The sequence below is a fragment of the Acinetobacter sp. V115_6 genome (assembly GCF_031799025.1).
In the GTDB taxonomy this organism is placed as follows: Bacteria; Pseudomonadota; Gammaproteobacteria; order Pseudomonadales; family Moraxellaceae; genus Acinetobacter; species Acinetobacter pittii.
This window is the reverse complement of record NZ_JAVQNO010000020.1, coordinates 144,504-159,103: the sequence shown is the minus strand read 5'-3', so window position 1 is coordinate 159,103 and position 14,600 is coordinate 144,504. Positions and strand designations below refer to the sequence as shown.

Below are 14,600 nucleotides of genomic sequence, written 5' to 3'. Positions count from 1 at the left end.
TTAGGGGCGTCGCCAAGTGGTAAGGCACCGGGTTTTGATCTCGGCATCCGTTGGTTCGAATCCAGCCGCCCCTGCCATTCTCTTATTTTAAAGACAGACTTAATTGCTATGCTTTTTGTTGATTAATCTTGACATTGCATTGCAAAAATATTAAAGTTCTGCCGCATTAGGGGCGTCGCCAAGTGGTAAGGCACCGGGTTTTGATCTCGGCATCCGTTGGTTCGAATCCAGCCGCCCCTGCCATCTATTTCATTACATACCAACCGCCAAGGGTGCTTCATGCCCAATCTTGTCGTTTTTAGTGGAAATGCTCATCCACAGTTCGCTCAAAAAGTCGTAAGTCACTTACATATCCCTCTAGGTGCTGCATCAGTCGGTCACTTTTCTGATGGAGAAATTTCAGTAGAAATTACTGAAAATGTTCGTGGTAAAGACGTATTTATCGTTCAGCCTACTTGTGCCCCTACCAATGATAACCTTATGGAAATCTTGGTTATGGCAGATGCTTTGCGTCGTGCAAGTGCTGGTCGTATTACCGCTGTTATCCCTTATTTTGGTTATGCTCGCCAAGACCGTCGTCCACGTTCTGCACGTGTGCCGATTACAGCTAAAGTTGTCGCAGACATGCTTACCACTGTTGGTATTGACCGTGTCGTGATGATCGACTTACATGCTGACCAAATTCAAGGTTTCTTCGATATTCCAGTCGACAACATCTACGGTACTCCTGCTTTGCTTGCTGACTTACGTCAACAACAACATGACAACCTTATGGTGGTTTCTCCTGACGTTGGTGGTGTAGTACGTGCTCGTGCTGTTGCCAAACAGATGGGTGACATTGATTTAGCAATTATTGATAAACGTCGTCAAAAAGCCAATGAGTCGCAAGTTATGCACTTAATTGGTGACGTAAAAGATCGTGATTGCGTTATCGTAGACGATATGGTCGATACTGCCGGTACATTGTGTAAAGCAGCTGATGCGCTTAAGCAATTTGGTGCACGTCGTGTAGTTGCATACGCAACTCACCCTGTACTATCAGGTAAGGCTATTGAAAACTTACGTAATTCAGTTATTGATGAACTGGTTGTGACTGATACCATTCCTCTTTCTGAAGAAGCATTGACCTTAGGCAAGATCCGTCAGGTTTCTGTTGCTAGCATGGTTGCTGAAACGATTCGTCGTATTAATAACGAAGAGTCTATCAGTGCAATGTTCGATAGTTTATAATATTGCAGCTTTTTATAAACCCTAGCCTTGGCTGGGGTTTTCTATCACTAAACTGGTCGCAAGTTTAGTCTTTTAAACTTTAATGAGGATTTACTCATGGCAAACTTCGTATTAAACGCTCAAGCGCGTGCTGAAGACAAACAAGGGAAAGGTGCGAGCCGCCGCCTTCGTCGCGAAGCTTTAATTCCAGCTATCATTTATGGTGGCAACGCTGAGCCTGTAACTGTTACTTTAGAACTTCGTGAGCTTGTAAAAGCTTTAGAAAGCAATGCTTTCTTTGAAGAAGTTGTAGAAATCAAAGTGGGCGACAAAGTTGAAAACGTTAAAATCCAAGCGTTACAACGTCACCCATCTAAAAACACTCCTATGCACGCTGACTTCAAACGCGCATAAGTGTTTAAAGGCGTAGATTAGTGTCAAATATTTCGCTAATTGTTGGTTTGGGCAATCCTGGTTCAGAATATGCCCAAACCCGCCATAATGCAGGTTTTTGGTTCATTGAACAGCTTGCAGACAAATATGGCATTACATTAAAAAATGATCCGAAATTTCACGGAATCAGTGGACGTGGTAATATAGAAGGACACGATGTCCGTCTACTTCTACCCACTACATTTATGAACCGTTCTGGACAAAGTGTAGTTCCATTTGCAAAATTTTATCAAATTGCTCCCGAAGCAATTTTGATTGCTCATGATGAACTTGATATGAACCCAGGTGTAATTCGTCTTAAAACAGGCGGTGGACACGGTGGTCATAACGGTTTACGTGACATTGTCCCTCATATTGGTCCAAATTTTCACCGTTTACGTATTGGTATCGGACATCCTGGCTCGAAAGAGAAAGTTTCAGGTCACGTACTTGGAAAAGCACCAAGTAGTGAACAAAGTCTGATGGATGCAGCAATTGATCATGCCCTTTCTAAAGTGAAGCTACTTGTTCAAGGACAAGTTCCACAGGCCATGAATCAAATTAATGCATATAAACCCACTTAAATTGTTGAACAATCATGCTTGCTATCTTGCTTTTTTAGGAGCAAAATGCGCATCAGCCACTTTGCCAACCGCAAAAGCTAAAGATTTCACCATAAGATCTACATCTTAGGTCTACTCAGGAGACGCTAGCCATGCTATCTCGTTTATTAAAATGCAAAATTCACCGTGCAGTTGTAACCCATGCTGAACTTCACTATGAAGGTTCTTGTGCAATTGATGGCGTATTGATGGACTTAGCTGGTATTCGTGAATATGAAGAAATTCATGTTTGGAATGTAACCAATGGCAAACGCTTCACAACTTATGCGATTCGTGGTGAAGATAACTCTGGAATTATTTCAGTAAACGGCGGTGCTGCACATCAAGCAGACGTTGGCGATTTAGTAATTATTGCTACATTTGGTGATTTTACTGAAGCTGAAGCAAATATTCATAAACCACGTTTGGTATATGCTAATCCAAATAATACAGTCAACCACACAGCGAATTGCATTCCTGTTCAAGTTGCCTAATTTATTTTAAGAATAAAAAGCCCGCATTGACGGGCTTTTATTATTTTATAAATCCTTAATAGTTCCTTCCCACCAGTTCTTTTGTTTTTCACAATTTAATGGTTGAAGCTGCTCTCCTCGTAATTCGAACAATATCGCCTCTCCTTCAGGATTTACCTTAAATTCAGCATATTTGGCTTTTTCATAACATTGAGCCAAGCCTTCTGCAAACAAGAAACTGCGAGAGGCAGGATATAAAGCCTCCAAACGATTTTCAGGATTTTTTAAAATTAACCTCTGCCCAGCAAATGAATTATTGATATCTAAAATGGTACGAACTACGCGATTTTGTGAATCCAAAATAACTTTTGCGGGAACGGAAAAGCGATTAAAAATCACCTGTTCCAGAGCCTCACCTTCACTTCCTGCAAGAGCTTTAAGAGATTGTAAATGTAATTCATAAGCCAGTGCCATATAGTCACCTTGTAAAATTGAACGAGGGTCAACTGGCTTAAGCTCAATAAAAATACTTTTACTATGGTGCAAATGCCATTCGTTTTTCGCCACTAAACCTGCAAAAAATAATAGCGTGATAACAGCAAGAATAAGAGAAAAATACTTTTTCATTCTTTCTCTCCTTTAACAAGATCATTTTTATTTTCACGTTGAAGTAACCAAGACAGAGCCAACAAAACAATGCCCGAAATAAAAATAGATGCACTCTTAGCTAGAAAAGTTATTTGTAGGTTGTAATAGAGCTGCCAGAACACAAAAACGAATACAGTTAAGCTCACTCCATACACAATATAATCTTTCTTTTTTAATGCCCACGTTAAAATAATAAGCAGGATGAAAATTTCAAAATATCCCAACACAATAAGTAACACACCAAATATTAAAAAGGCGCAAAAAGTGAGTGTATTAAGTTGTCGATATAAATGAAGAACACTAAAGCAAAGTAACCAAACAACAGGTAGCAAATATAAAACCCATAACTGCTGATCTATCGAATTTTCTGGTACCAACCCCATAAAAGTATCGAAAAAAGAAGCTACAAGAATTACGACCAGCACGCATAAAAAAATACTACGCTCATATAGTGCTATTGATTCCCTCTTAGATAAGAGCACCAAACTAAAAACCAAGTAACTAAGCAAAGTTAAATTTAAATAAGTCTGAGTAGAATGTATTGACCACAATGAATGGTCCAGTTGTAGCAAATAGATAAAAGCTATGCCATACGTAGCAAGCATTTGAATTAAAATGAAGAACCAATGTGGTTTAAGAAAATAACTAATACATAGAATAAAAATCTGTGCAATTAAAACCCATAGAATTTGATCTGTTTCTGAACCAAGATGAAACAAGAAAGCGGTCTGCCCACTGATAAACAAACAATAGGCAAATTGCCGAAAGAAATAGCTTTGTGATTTCTTTAAAAGAATAAACGCCAATCCAACAAAAATAACTCCAATAACTAAAGAAATAGCCTCCCAAAACACCAGCGTAAAAGCTGCAAGTGCCAAGCCAGCAAGCCAAGCACCAATTGCCAATGGAATGACATAAAAGCGGCTTTGACGAAAAATTTTTATTAAAAGATAGCTGATCAGCGCAAACCAAATAAAAATAATGCCTGCAATCAATAAAAATATGAACTCATTAGAGTCTTTAAATAGGTTATTAATCCCATCTACAAGCCATATCGTTGCAGTCACACCAAGAACAGCTGCCATCAAACTAGCACATAGCTGATCATCTTTTTTGAAGAAATAATAAAAAACGACTATTCCGGAAAAGAAGGCAGAAATCAGATAAGGAATATTCTCATTCGATAAATATTGAATCATTCCAATAATCGAAATAACGGCGAACCAAGCGATAAAGACAAATCGTAAAGCACGATATTTCTTTATACATACCCAAAACTCAATAAGGCTTAATAAATTTAGAGCGATTAAATATAAATAAGGAAACTTTTCAGACCAGAAAGTCTGTTTAAAAAATAAAAAAAGTGTGAGTTGGCTGGTAATAAAAATTAAAGCAAAGATTCCAATATTCGGCCGATATAACCACGGCAGTAAAAGCAATGTCCAAATTAAAAAAAGCAAATAACTGTCTGCACCAGTTTGATAAACCTGTCCAATTACAGCCAAGCTTAAACCTATCATCAAACCACTAACGCTATGTAAGGTCTGCCTAACCCCATCACTTAATGTATCTTTTATGCTGAACCAAGCTGTAACAACTAATATAACGGGCGGGATCGCGAGTTGAATACTGTTTGGAAGCATAAACCAGTTGGCAGCAATTAAATAAAGGATACTTACTGCCATAAATACATAACTGAAAATATGGAGATGCTGAATAAATGAGCTATTGGTTAGAGGATAATAGTCTCTTATCTGCATGAAACACCTATTTTATTTATAATTTTCTATAAAAAACATAGCATTCCATTTTCATATCAACAAGTAAGCTCTTGTTAAAAAGCCTATTTCGATTTATGAAAATGCTTATTCATAAAGAAACTTAGCATTCTATAAAAGCATCTAGCCAATTCTATCAAGCGCGCTATAATAAAACCCATCGCTTCAGGGCGGGGTGCAATTCCCCACCGGTGGTAAAGTTAATTTTTATAAATAGATTAACAAGCCCACGAGCTTAAATTGTGTAATTTGAGCAGATTTGGTGAAACTCCAAAGCCGACGGTATAGTCCGGATGAAAGAAGACGACGAACTGGGATAAATCCGTTTTATTTCAGTGCCAGCCTGTTTTTACATCAGTCCTGAAATGTTCAACCGTATTTTTTACGAGAGCGTTTCATTATGTCTAGCTTAATTCAACCAGAACTTTTTTTCTCAGCCCTCTCTCCTGCTGAGCAACGCATTCAACAAGCATTAGAAGATATCCGTCAAGGCAAGCCTGTCTTGGTTATGGACGACTTTGATCGCGAAAATGAAGCAGATTTAATTGTTGCAGCCGAAACTTTAACGGTAGAAACAATGGCACGTATGATTCGTGATGGCTCAGGTATCGTATGTTTATGCCTTACAGAAGAGCTAGCAGACCATCTAGAACTACCACCAATGGTTTCTCAAAACTCTAGTCAGTTTCATACCGCTTTTACAGTGACCATTGAGGCAGCTCAAGGCGTTACCACTGGTGTTTCTGCTAAAGACCGTGTAACAACTATTCAAACTGCTATTAAAGATGGCGCTGTTGCAAGTGACTTAAATCGTCCGGGTCACGTTTTCCCATTACGTGCACGTAATGGTGGAGTCCTTACTCGTCGAGGTCATACCGAGGGAACAATTGATCTAGCAAGATTAGCCGGTTTAAAACCTGCTGGTGTGTTATGTGAATTAACCAATCCAGATGGCACGATGGCATCGGGCATTCAAGTTTTAGCATATGCTCAAACTCATCACTTAACGGTGATTACGATTGAAGAACTTGTTCAATACCGCCAGCAACACGGTATTTAAATAAAAAAGGTTTGGCTTTAGATCAAAGCCAAACCTTCAAATTAAAATTTAATAATATTTAAGAAACTTTCTTTTGTGCTGCCAGTTCTTCAACATAGTCCAAAAGCTCAGAAAACTGCTTAATCATTGCTTTTGGCTGTGCTTGAGCAAGTTCCTCTGCTGTTCCGTAACCATAAGTCACCGCTACCGCCTCAATACCGTTATGACGAGCACCCAAAACGTCATATTGGCGGTCACCGACCATTAAACACTCTTCTGGGTTTAATTGCTCATGTTCCAAAATATAATGGATAAGGTCAGCTTTATTAGTCCGCTGACCCGTTAACTCACTCCCATAGATATGTACAAAGTATTGACTTAATTCAAAATGATCCAAGATACGTTTTGCATAAATCGTTGGTTTAGCAGTTGCGACAAATAAACGATATCCTTCTTTTTTTAAAGCGCTAAGCGTTTTGGCAACAGATGGATACACTTCATTTTCGAACAGGCCAACCACCGAAAAACGCTCGCGATAAGCAAGTAAAGCTTGTTCAGCTAAAGCATCATCTTGAGTAGCTAATAATTTTGCGAGTGATGGCTTTAATGGTGGGCCAATTGTCCAGTCAATATCTAAATCGGCAGCCAATGGATAGCCTAATTTCTCCATTGCATAGCGAATTGAAGTATGGATTCCAACTTTTGGGTCTGTTAAGGTTCCATCTAAATCAATCAAAATATGTTTTATAGCCATTCAATCATTAACCCAGTAAAGTATTTAATTCAATTGGTCGAGAGTTTAATCAAACTCTCTTATACTAACGTAAATTTAAATTGAAAAGGAAATAACCGTGCGTCCAACCGTACTTTGTTTCTCGGGTTTAGACCCTTCAGGTGGTGCAGGTTTACAAGCCGATATCGAAGCAATTGGACAAAGTGGTGCCCATGCAGCAATTGCATGTACTGCCCTCACCATTCAGAACTCACAACAAGTATTTGGCTTTGAAGCAACCTCAAAAGAACTCTTATTAGCACAAGCAAATGCAGTTGTAGGTGACTTACCCATTAAATGTGTTAAGTCAGGCATGCTTGGCACAACAGATAATATTGCGGCACTAGCTGAATTTTTACGTGCTCATCCTGACTATCAATATGTACTTGATCCTGTTTTAGTCGCAAACAGTGGCGGCTCTTTAGGTGATCAGGCAACTCTCGTTAAAGCGTTCGTTGAACTTATTCCTCTAGCCACAATTATTACTCCAAATACCGTTGAATTACGTGCTCTAACAGGTATTACTGATTTAGATCAAGCCACTCAAAAGCTTTTTGAAATGGGTGCTAAAGCTGTTCTAGTGAAAGGTGGACATGAAGATACACCAAATTATATTAAAAATAGTTTATATATCGATGGTGAACTAGCAGCGAGTAGTAGCTGTCCTCGCCTTGAAGGTGAATATCACGGTTCAGGTTGTTCTTTAGCTAGCTTTATCGCTGGCCGTTTAGCTTTAGGTGATTCTTTAAAAATTGCAGTACAGCATGCTGAAACATGGTTATTCGGTGTTTTAAAAAATGCAGACACCCCTGTACCAAACGGACAAAAGATTCCAAAGCGTTTTTAAAAGCACAAAAAAGGCGCTTAAAGCGCCTTTTTTATTAATCTTAATTATTGAGGAATACGTAAAACTTGTCCTGGGAAAATCTCATCAGGATCTTTTAACATTGGTTTATTTGCTTCAAAGATTTTTGGATATTGATTTGCATCACCGTAAACTTCTTTCGCAATTTTTGAAAGGTTGTCACCAGATTTCACTGTATAAAATTTACTTTCTGGTTCAGGAGTTGCCACTGTCATCTGGTCATCTACTTGTGCCACATGATCAATGTTTCCAACAATAAGAATAATTTTCTCTTTATCTGCTTGGCTTTTTACCTGCCCTTTAATAATTGCAGTATCAGTAGTACCGTTATAGGTTACAGATAAGCCTTCTACCCCTAAGCCCAAACTTTTAATTAAACCTAATAATTTATTTGCAACTTCTTGTGCAGAAGGTTCTGCTGGTGTTGCTGGAGCTGGTTGTGGTTCTGCGGGTGCGGTATTTTTCTTACCAATACCTTTTACAAAATCAAAAAGACCCATCTTTTAGTCCTCATATTATTGTTTATAGTAAAGTCATTAAACTGACCTTTATTGTTATACTTCAAAAAAGTTATACCTCTGCTATCAATTGAGGTTGATCTTGTAAAAATATGTATCTCTTAAATTTTTTCTAAAATAAAAAAAGCCACCTTACGGTGGCCTTCTTTTTATTCAGCAATATGCGAATTAACCAAGTTTTTTAGTTACATAGTCAATTGCAGATTGAACTGTAGTGATTTCGTTAGAATCTTCATCAGGGATAGTGATGTCGAAGTCGTTTTCGAAAGACATAACAAGTTCAACTAAATCTAAAGAGTCAGCACCTAAGTCATCCATAAAAGATGCTTCGTTTTTAATCTCTTCAGCTTTAAGACCAAGTTGTTCTGCAACCGCTTGTTTAACGCGTTGTTCGATATCGCTCACAGGAATTCTCCTCATTGCTTGTGGCGTTTAATTTGCCACTAGTTTAATTGAATATAAAAATTTTTAAAAGTTTATACATCGGCGTTAGGCCATGTATAAACCACCATTTACATGTAATACCGTACCAGTAATGTAACCTGCTTTATCACTTGCAAGGAAACTCACCGCATTTGCGATATCTTGTGGCTCACCTAAGCGATTTAAAGCCACTTGATCACTCATTTTTTTGCGAATGTCTTCACTAAGTGCATCTGTCATTTCTGTTGCAATAAAACCTGGCGCCACACTGTTTACAGTAATTTGGCGGCTACCCATCTCTTTTGCAAGGCTACGGCTGAATGCTTCAATACCTGCTTTAGCAGCAGAATAGTTCGCTTGGCCTGGGTTTGCAAAATGAGCTACAACAGAACTGATATTAATAATTCGACCAAAACGTGCCTTCGTCATACCCTTAAGCACACGTTTAGATAAACGATAAACTGCTTTAAGGTGAATGTTGAGAATGTCATCCCAATCATCTTCAGACATACGAAGCAACAAATTGTCTTTCGTAATACCTGCATTGTTAACTAGAACAAGTACAGGACCATAGTTCTGTTCAATATGAGAAACAACTGCTTCAATCTCATCGAGATTACGCACGTCGAGCGCCAAACCTGCACCTTGTTCACCAAAGCTATCACTTAACTTTTGTGCACCAGATTCAGAAGTCGCAGTACCTACAACAAAATAACCGTCTTGAATAAGTTGCTGGGCAATGGCAGCGCCAATACCCCGACTCGCGCCCGTTACTAATGCAACTTTGCGTTCTTGTGTCATGCAATTTTTCCTTCTGCCACTAAAACAGCATTTAGGGCATCTTCCATTTTGCTCTTACTATCAATAGAAAAAGCTTTTTCAATATTTGGTAAACGCTTTGCGAGGTTACTCAATACTGTACCTGGACCACACTCAACAATGTATTGAATACCTTGGTCTTGTAGAGACTGCATGGTACGTGTCCATTGTACTGATTGGTACAATTGTGCAGTTAATGCCTGACGCAATTGAGCAACATCGGTAGCTATTCCCGCGTTGACATTTTGTATTACAGGAATGGTAGGTAGCTCAATGGCAGTTTGTTCCAAAGCTTCTGCAAATTTCTCAGCGGCAGGTTTCATCAACGAACAATGAGAAGGAACTGACACTGGTAAAGCAATTGCTTTAGCTGACTGCTCTTTTGCCAAAGCCATAACTTCTTGTACAGAAGCTGTACTTCCTGCAATCACAACTTGACCTTGTGAATTATAGTTTGCAGCTTCTACAGAACCTTCACCTGATGCACTCACGGTTTGACAAAGTTCAACCACTTTCTCATCAGCCAAGCCAAGGATTGCAGCCATAGCCCCTTGACCCTGAGGTACAGCACTTTGCATGAGCTTGCCACGCAAGTTAACTAATTTAACTGCATCCGCCAAGCTCATAGAGCCTGCAGCTACCAATGCACTGTATTCACCTAGTGAATGTCCTGCAAGGTATTTAGGTGCCAGACCACCTAAATCAAGCCATACACGCCATAAAGCGATACTGGCAGTTAATAACACAGGTTGGGTATTTTCTGTTTGGTCGAGACCTTCGCCACTTTGCGCAATATGCCAAAGATCAAATCCAAGAGCATCTGAAGCTTCTGCAAAAGTTTGCCCGACCCCACTAAACTGTTCTGCTAGTTCAGCAAGCATACCGACTTTTTGTGAACCTTGACCAGGAAACACAAATGCAGTTTTTGTGGCTAAAGCTACTTGTTCAAGACGTTTAGCAGACATAAGAAATCCTTTTTTGGGTTTTCACTCATTTCTGGAGCGGAAATTTAACATGTTATTTATATATTTATAATTGCGAAAAACAACAAAAAAAGGGAGCTTTCGCTCCCATTTTTTCTATACTTAAGCATCACGCTTAATGCATATCATGCAATTATTCAGCATCAGCTGCTTTAGCGAATAATTGACGACCACGGTAGAAACCGTCTTTAGTCACGTGGTGACGACGATGAGTTTCACCAGTTGCTTGGTCTACTGTTAATGCATTCTCGGTTAAAGCGTCATGTGAACGGCGCATGTCACGGCGAGAGCGACTTTTACGGTTTTGCTGAACGGCCATGATGGCTCCTTACAAAGATCGAAAAAATGGATCAGAACAAATTCAGTTGTCTTATCTCACAATTATAACACAAATTATGAGTTAAGTTTACCCTTCAAACCTGCCAAAACATCAAACGGATTATCCCGCTTTTCTTCGACAACATTCTGAATGGTAGGTTGATGTTTATGTTCACAAGCATCATGCTTGGGAGATAAAGGCATCAACAATAACAGTTCATCTTCTAGTAATGCGAGTAAGTTAATCGAGGCAGGCGTATCATAATCGCCTTTCGTCGAAGACTCACTTTCACCTAAAACGATGAAATCAGCATCCTCATCCAAGCGCTCTATCAGTGACTCATCATCCACTAATGCAATATGGAAGTCCAAGACAAGAGGCATTTCAACAGGTTCCAAACAACGTTGGCACTCCATTGGAACTTTCGTGTCCATGTGACCGTCCATCCACACAATGCGATGATATGCATCCATTGATAGCTTACAGTCTATGTTGATCAATTGGTTATCAATTGATCCAACAGCTTCACGAGCGATACGAGCAAAGCGAGACAAGGGCAGTTGACCTGACCATGTAAAGCCTTGTTCAGCCCATTTAAACGGCTCAATCTGTGCCGGAAAGGTATTTGCTGACATAATTAAGGCGGCAATTCTACAAATTCATCGGTACTCTGTCAAAGATTAAGATACAATTTTGCACTTCTTTAGACAGAACTCGGGGTAAATTAAGCAATGCACCTGTTGCAGCCGCAACCTGAAGTTAACACTTCATTACTCGTTTGCACCCATTCAACTCATCAGAACACTCTTGTACCTGACCTAGTGCAACTCTCACCATGGTCAAGCTCAAAATCGGAGTCTGAGCAAGTTGATTGGCTTATTTTACACTTTAATCACTGGTTTTCCCACCATAATGTGACATTAGTTCGTGGTGATTTTGAACCTGAATATTTCCCAGCGACAAATAAAGAACCAGCCAAGATCCAATTTGCTCACGGTTTCTTTAATAGTGCTTTGCATGAAATTAGTCACTGGACTATTGCTGGTGAAAAAAGACGTCTATTACCAGATTTAGGTTATTGGTATGCACCTGATGGTCGCACCCAAGAGCAGCAAAGTTTATTTGAACAAGTAGAAATTAAGCCTCAAGCAATTGAATGGTTATTTGCGCAATCTTTTGGCCGAAAATTTAGAGTTTCACTCGATAACCTTACAGGTGATGGCGGAGATGGCAAACTATTTAAAGATAACGTTTATGCTCAAGTGCAACGTTACTTTTCGGGTGAAACTAAGTTGCCACGTGATGCAGCAGCATTTATTGGTTTTATTTGCCAATGTACACGTTCGGGTACACCTTTACAATTAAATGAATTTAAACGTGAACTCCTTGATTAATTGACAAAAAAGCTACGTTAATTGCTTGCCTAGGCCATTTAAAAAGCCTAATAATTATTTTTAACACTGGCGTGATGGAGTCTCTAAAATATGATGCATTTACATGTACATCCTGAAAATCCACAGCAACGCCTCATTGCCCAAGCGGTTGAACGTATCCGAGCAGGAGATGTTGTGGTCTACCCTACCGATGCTGCCTATGCGATTGGCTGTCAAATCGGTAATAAAAATGCCATGGAACGCATTGCACAGATTCGTGGCTTAGGGCCTAAACATCAATATGCCATTATGTGCTGTGACTTATCTGATATTGCAACTTATGCAAAAGTTGATAATGCGACATATCGTTTATTGAAAGCGAATACACCGGCTATTACTACGTTCATTTTACCTGCAACAAGTGAAGTTCCTCGTAGATTGATGCACCCTAAGAAGAAAACAATTGGCTTACGTATTCCGAGTAACCCGATTTGTCAGGCTTTATTACAAGAACTTGGCGAGCCCCTACTCACCAGTACATTAATTTTACCAGGCCAAGAAGACCCCCTAGATGATCCTTACGATATTGAAAATCAGTTAGATAAACGAATTGATGTATTTATTGACGGAGGTTTTGGTACCTTAACAAGTACAAGTATTGTTGATTTATCGGGCGAACATCCTGAAATTATCCGCCGTGGTGTTGGCGATGTAAGTGCTTTTGAATAAGCACTTACTTTTTTACCAATAGTTTAAAAAAAAGTATTATCACTCAAAAAAATACTCTTTATTTATTTTGGATTTTTTTTACACTTTAGTCGTTAAGTAATTTATTAAAAGACACAATTCATTTAGAATGATTTTCACTATCTGCTGTTCTTCTACTTACAGCTGTCTAGGACTTGAATAACAAGTCTCATGCTTTTGAAAATTCGCGTGGCTTATAATCGTAATGAATCAATCACTTCATCAATCCATGGAAGACGCTCCACACATCCGTGTTTTAGATGAGTGGCATGACAAAATTCCAGAAGATCTCTATATACCTCCAGCTGCATTTGAGATTTTGCTCGAGCGGTTTGAAGGTCCATTAGATTTTTTAATTTATCTGATTCAGAAAAACGGTTTCGATTTAATTCAACTCGATATTGCTCCTATAGCGACTCAATATTTGGCCTATATGGATAGCATGAAATCTTTAAATATCGAGTTGACAGCAGATTATATGGTGATGGCTGCTTTATTAGCTGACTTGAAGTCTCGCCTACTTCTACCAAAACCTACAATTATAAGCATTGAAAAAGATCCTAAGCAGGAGCTTATTGATCGTCTTGAAACCTATCTACGCATTAAGCAAGCAGCTGAGCGTTTAGGCCAAATGCCAATTCTCGAGCGCGATACATTTAGTGCCAATGTAAGCTTGGGACACATCTCACCTGTTTATGAAGGTTACGATATTTCTGCGCTACATGATGCGTTGTTCTGTGTATTTAATCGCCCCGAACCTATTACCCATGTTGTCGCTCAAGAACCTGTTTTACTCGAAGAACGTATTGCATATATTGAAGAGAAATTAGAGTCTGGTGACGTGTTAAGTTTTAAAGAATTACTCAATCCCCAGCAAGGCCGTATGGGAATGGTTGTTACATTTATGGCAGTTTTAGAATTGACTCGCCAACAGAAAATTAAAATTATTGCCACTGGTATTGAAGCCCCGTTAGCAATTCAAGGATCTTCAATATGAGTAGTTTTGAACAAAATAATAGTGATTTGTCATTAGCTGACATACATCATGAAGTCTTATTACAGCTTGAAGCAATTATCTTTGCCAGTGAAGCGCCTGTTTCAATTGCCCGCTTAAAAGAAGCATTTAACAATCAATATAATAAACAACAGCTTCGTCAACTTTTGCAACAGCTCGCGCTATTGCAACATGGTCGGTCTATTGAGCTGATTGAAACAGCACAAGGGTTTCGCTTTCAGGTAAGATCTAAATATCGTAGTATTATTGCGCAAATTTGGCCAGAGCGACCAACAAAACTGTCGCCTTCATTACTAGAAACCCTGGCTGTCATTGCTTATCATCAACCGGTTACCCGAGCTGATATTGAACAAATTCGTGGTGTATCTAATAATAGTCAGATTCTTAGAACACTATTTGACTGGAACTGGATTAAAGAAGCCGGTTTTAGAGATTTACCCGGAAGACCTGCGTTGCTAATTACAACGCCTCAGTTTCTGAATGCTTTTGGTCTAGCCTCTCTAGGCCAATTGCCTCCCCTACAGAACGCCAAGGAAGCCTTTATGGCTCTCGATGCAAATGCACCGAAATCATAAAGAGGTGGAC

Annotated in this window: 19 protein-coding genes, 2 tRNA genes and 1 riboswitch; of the genes, 12 read left to right on the top strand and 9 right to left on the bottom strand. The window is 39.2% G+C overall.

Annotated features, from left to right (window positions below):
• Positions 1–2: 2 nt before the first annotated feature.
• The 6 genes from RMA94_RS08420 (at position 3) to panD (ending at position 2,737) form a co-directional block, all read left to right on the top strand.
• Positions 3–77, top strand: a tRNA-Gln gene (locus RMA94_RS08420).
• A gap of 91 nt (positions 78–168) precedes the next feature.
• A tRNA-Gln gene (locus RMA94_RS08415) sits at positions 169–243 on the top strand.
• Between the two features lie 36 nt (positions 244–279).
• Positions 280–1,230, top strand: coding sequence for a ribose-phosphate pyrophosphokinase (locus RMA94_RS08410; RefSeq protein WP_002120445.1), 951 nt, complete (start codon positions 280–282; stop codon positions 1,228–1,230).
• A gap of 96 nt (positions 1,231–1,326) precedes the next feature.
• Positions 1,327–1,623: a 50S ribosomal protein L25 gene (gene rplY, locus RMA94_RS08405; RefSeq protein ID WP_002120443.1), complete on the top strand. Its 297-nt coding sequence runs from the start codon at positions 1,327–1,329 to the stop codon at positions 1,621–1,623.
• A gap of 20 nt (positions 1,624–1,643) precedes the next feature.
• Positions 1,644–2,225, top strand: coding sequence for an aminoacyl-tRNA hydrolase (gene pth / locus RMA94_RS08400; protein WP_002120328.1), 582 nt, complete (start codon positions 1,644–1,646; stop codon positions 2,223–2,225).
• Positions 2,226–2,356: 131 nt separating this feature from the next.
• Positions 2,357–2,737 carry an aspartate 1-decarboxylase gene (panD, locus tag RMA94_RS08395; protein WP_002120296.1) on the top strand — a complete coding sequence of 127 codons (381 nt, stop codon included), beginning with the start codon at positions 2,357–2,359 and terminating at the stop codon, positions 2,735–2,737.
• Positions 2,738–2,782: 45 nt separating this feature from the next.
• Here the strand turns inward: panD and RMA94_RS08390 are convergent, their stop codons facing one another.
• Together RMA94_RS08390 and RMA94_RS08385 are read right to left on the bottom strand one after the other, a co-directional pair.
• Entirely contained in the window at positions 2,783–3,343 is a 561-nt protein-coding gene (locus tag RMA94_RS08390) for a GDYXXLXY domain-containing protein (RefSeq protein ID WP_311082522.1), read from the bottom strand.
• Positions 3,340–5,124, bottom strand: a complete 1,785-nt coding sequence (locus RMA94_RS08385; protein WP_311082521.1) for a DUF2157 domain-containing protein — start codon at positions 5,122–5,124, stop codon at positions 3,340–3,342. Before RMA94_RS08385 ends, RMA94_RS08390 begins: the two co-directional genes overlap by 4 nt.
• Before the next feature lie 176 nt (positions 5,125–5,300).
• A riboswitch (FMN riboswitch) is annotated at positions 5,301–5,451 on the top strand.
• A 91-nt stretch (positions 5,452–5,542) separates the two neighbouring features.
• Here RMA94_RS08385 and ribB point away from each other — a divergent pair.
• Positions 5,543–6,202 carry a 3,4-dihydroxy-2-butanone-4-phosphate synthase gene (gene ribB / locus RMA94_RS08380; RefSeq protein ID WP_005070969.1) on the top strand — a complete coding sequence of 220 codons (660 nt, stop codon included), beginning with the start codon at positions 5,543–5,545 and terminating at the stop codon, positions 6,200–6,202.
• Positions 6,203–6,260: 58 nt separating this feature from the next.
• On the opposite strand, the gene RMA94_RS08375 is transcribed toward ribB, so the two are convergent.
• Positions 6,261–6,935, bottom strand: a complete 675-nt coding sequence (locus tag RMA94_RS08375) for an HAD-IA family hydrolase (protein ID WP_311082518.1) — start codon at positions 6,933–6,935, stop codon at positions 6,261–6,263.
• A 97-nt stretch (positions 6,936–7,032) separates the two neighbouring features.
• Between RMA94_RS08375 and RMA94_RS08370 the strand changes: the two genes are divergently transcribed.
• The gene (locus RMA94_RS08370) at positions 7,033–7,800 is read left to right on the top strand and encodes a hydroxymethylpyrimidine/phosphomethylpyrimidine kinase (RefSeq protein ID WP_311082516.1); all 768 of its coding nucleotides are present in this window, start codon (positions 7,033–7,035) and stop codon (positions 7,798–7,800) included.
• Between the two features lie 44 nt (positions 7,801–7,844).
• Here RMA94_RS08370 and lysM read toward each other — a convergent pair whose 3' ends face one another.
• The 6 genes from lysM to RMA94_RS08340 form a co-directional block, all read right to left on the bottom strand.
• On the bottom strand, positions 7,845–8,318 hold the full coding sequence (gene lysM / locus RMA94_RS08365) for a peptidoglycan-binding protein LysM (RefSeq protein ID WP_002120434.1): 474 nt from the start codon (positions 8,316–8,318) through the stop codon (positions 7,845–7,847).
• Positions 8,319–8,504: 186 nt separating this feature from the next.
• Positions 8,505–8,741 (bottom strand): acyl carrier protein, encoded by a 237-nt coding sequence (gene acpP / locus RMA94_RS08360; protein ID WP_001279871.1) that lies wholly within the window; start codon positions 8,739–8,741, stop codon positions 8,505–8,507.
• Positions 8,742–8,825: 84 nt separating this feature from the next.
• The gene (gene fabG / locus RMA94_RS08355) at positions 8,826–9,560 is read right to left on the bottom strand and encodes a 3-oxoacyl-ACP reductase FabG (RefSeq protein WP_002120395.1); all 735 of its coding nucleotides are present in this window, start codon (positions 9,558–9,560) and stop codon (positions 8,826–8,828) included.
• Entirely contained in the window at positions 9,557–10,543 is a 987-nt protein-coding gene (fabD, locus tag RMA94_RS08350; protein WP_002120357.1) for an ACP S-malonyltransferase, read from the bottom strand. The genes fabG and fabD overlap by 4 nt, the downstream gene beginning before the upstream one ends.
• A 151-nt stretch (positions 10,544–10,694) precedes the next feature.
• Positions 10,695–10,880 carry a 50S ribosomal protein L32 gene (rpmF, locus tag RMA94_RS08345; protein ID WP_000290730.1) on the bottom strand — a complete coding sequence of 62 codons (186 nt, stop codon included), beginning with the start codon at positions 10,878–10,880 and terminating at the stop codon, positions 10,695–10,697.
• A gap of 74 nt (positions 10,881–10,954) precedes the next feature.
• Positions 10,955–11,515 (bottom strand): DUF177 domain-containing protein, encoded by a 561-nt coding sequence (locus tag RMA94_RS08340; RefSeq protein ID WP_002120393.1) that lies wholly within the window; start codon positions 11,513–11,515, stop codon positions 10,955–10,957.
• A gap of 96 nt (positions 11,516–11,611) precedes the next feature.
• On the opposite strand from RMA94_RS08340, the gene RMA94_RS08335 reads away from it, so the two are divergent.
• The 4 genes from RMA94_RS08335 to scpB all read left to right on the top strand — a co-directional run bounded on the left by RMA94_RS08335 (position 11,612) and on the right by scpB (position 14,590).
• Positions 11,612–12,274, top strand: coding sequence for an elongation factor P hydroxylase (locus RMA94_RS08335; RefSeq protein ID WP_311082514.1), 663 nt, complete (start codon positions 11,612–11,614; stop codon positions 12,272–12,274).
• A 90-nt stretch (positions 12,275–12,364) separates the two neighbouring features.
• Positions 12,365–12,982, top strand: a complete 618-nt coding sequence (locus tag RMA94_RS08330) for an L-threonylcarbamoyladenylate synthase (protein ID WP_002120255.1) — start codon at positions 12,365–12,367, stop codon at positions 12,980–12,982.
• A 223-nt stretch (positions 12,983–13,205) separates the two neighbouring features.
• Positions 13,206–13,997, top strand: a complete 792-nt coding sequence (locus RMA94_RS08325; RefSeq protein ID WP_017387236.1) for a ScpA family protein — start codon at positions 13,206–13,208, stop codon at positions 13,995–13,997.
• Complete coding sequence (gene scpB / locus RMA94_RS08320; RefSeq protein WP_002120355.1) at positions 13,994–14,590, top strand: SMC-Scp complex subunit ScpB; 597 nt, start codon at positions 13,994–13,996, stop codon at positions 14,588–14,590. Before RMA94_RS08325 ends, scpB begins: the two co-directional genes overlap by 4 nt.
• The last annotated feature ends 10 nt before the right edge of the window (positions 14,591–14,600 follow it).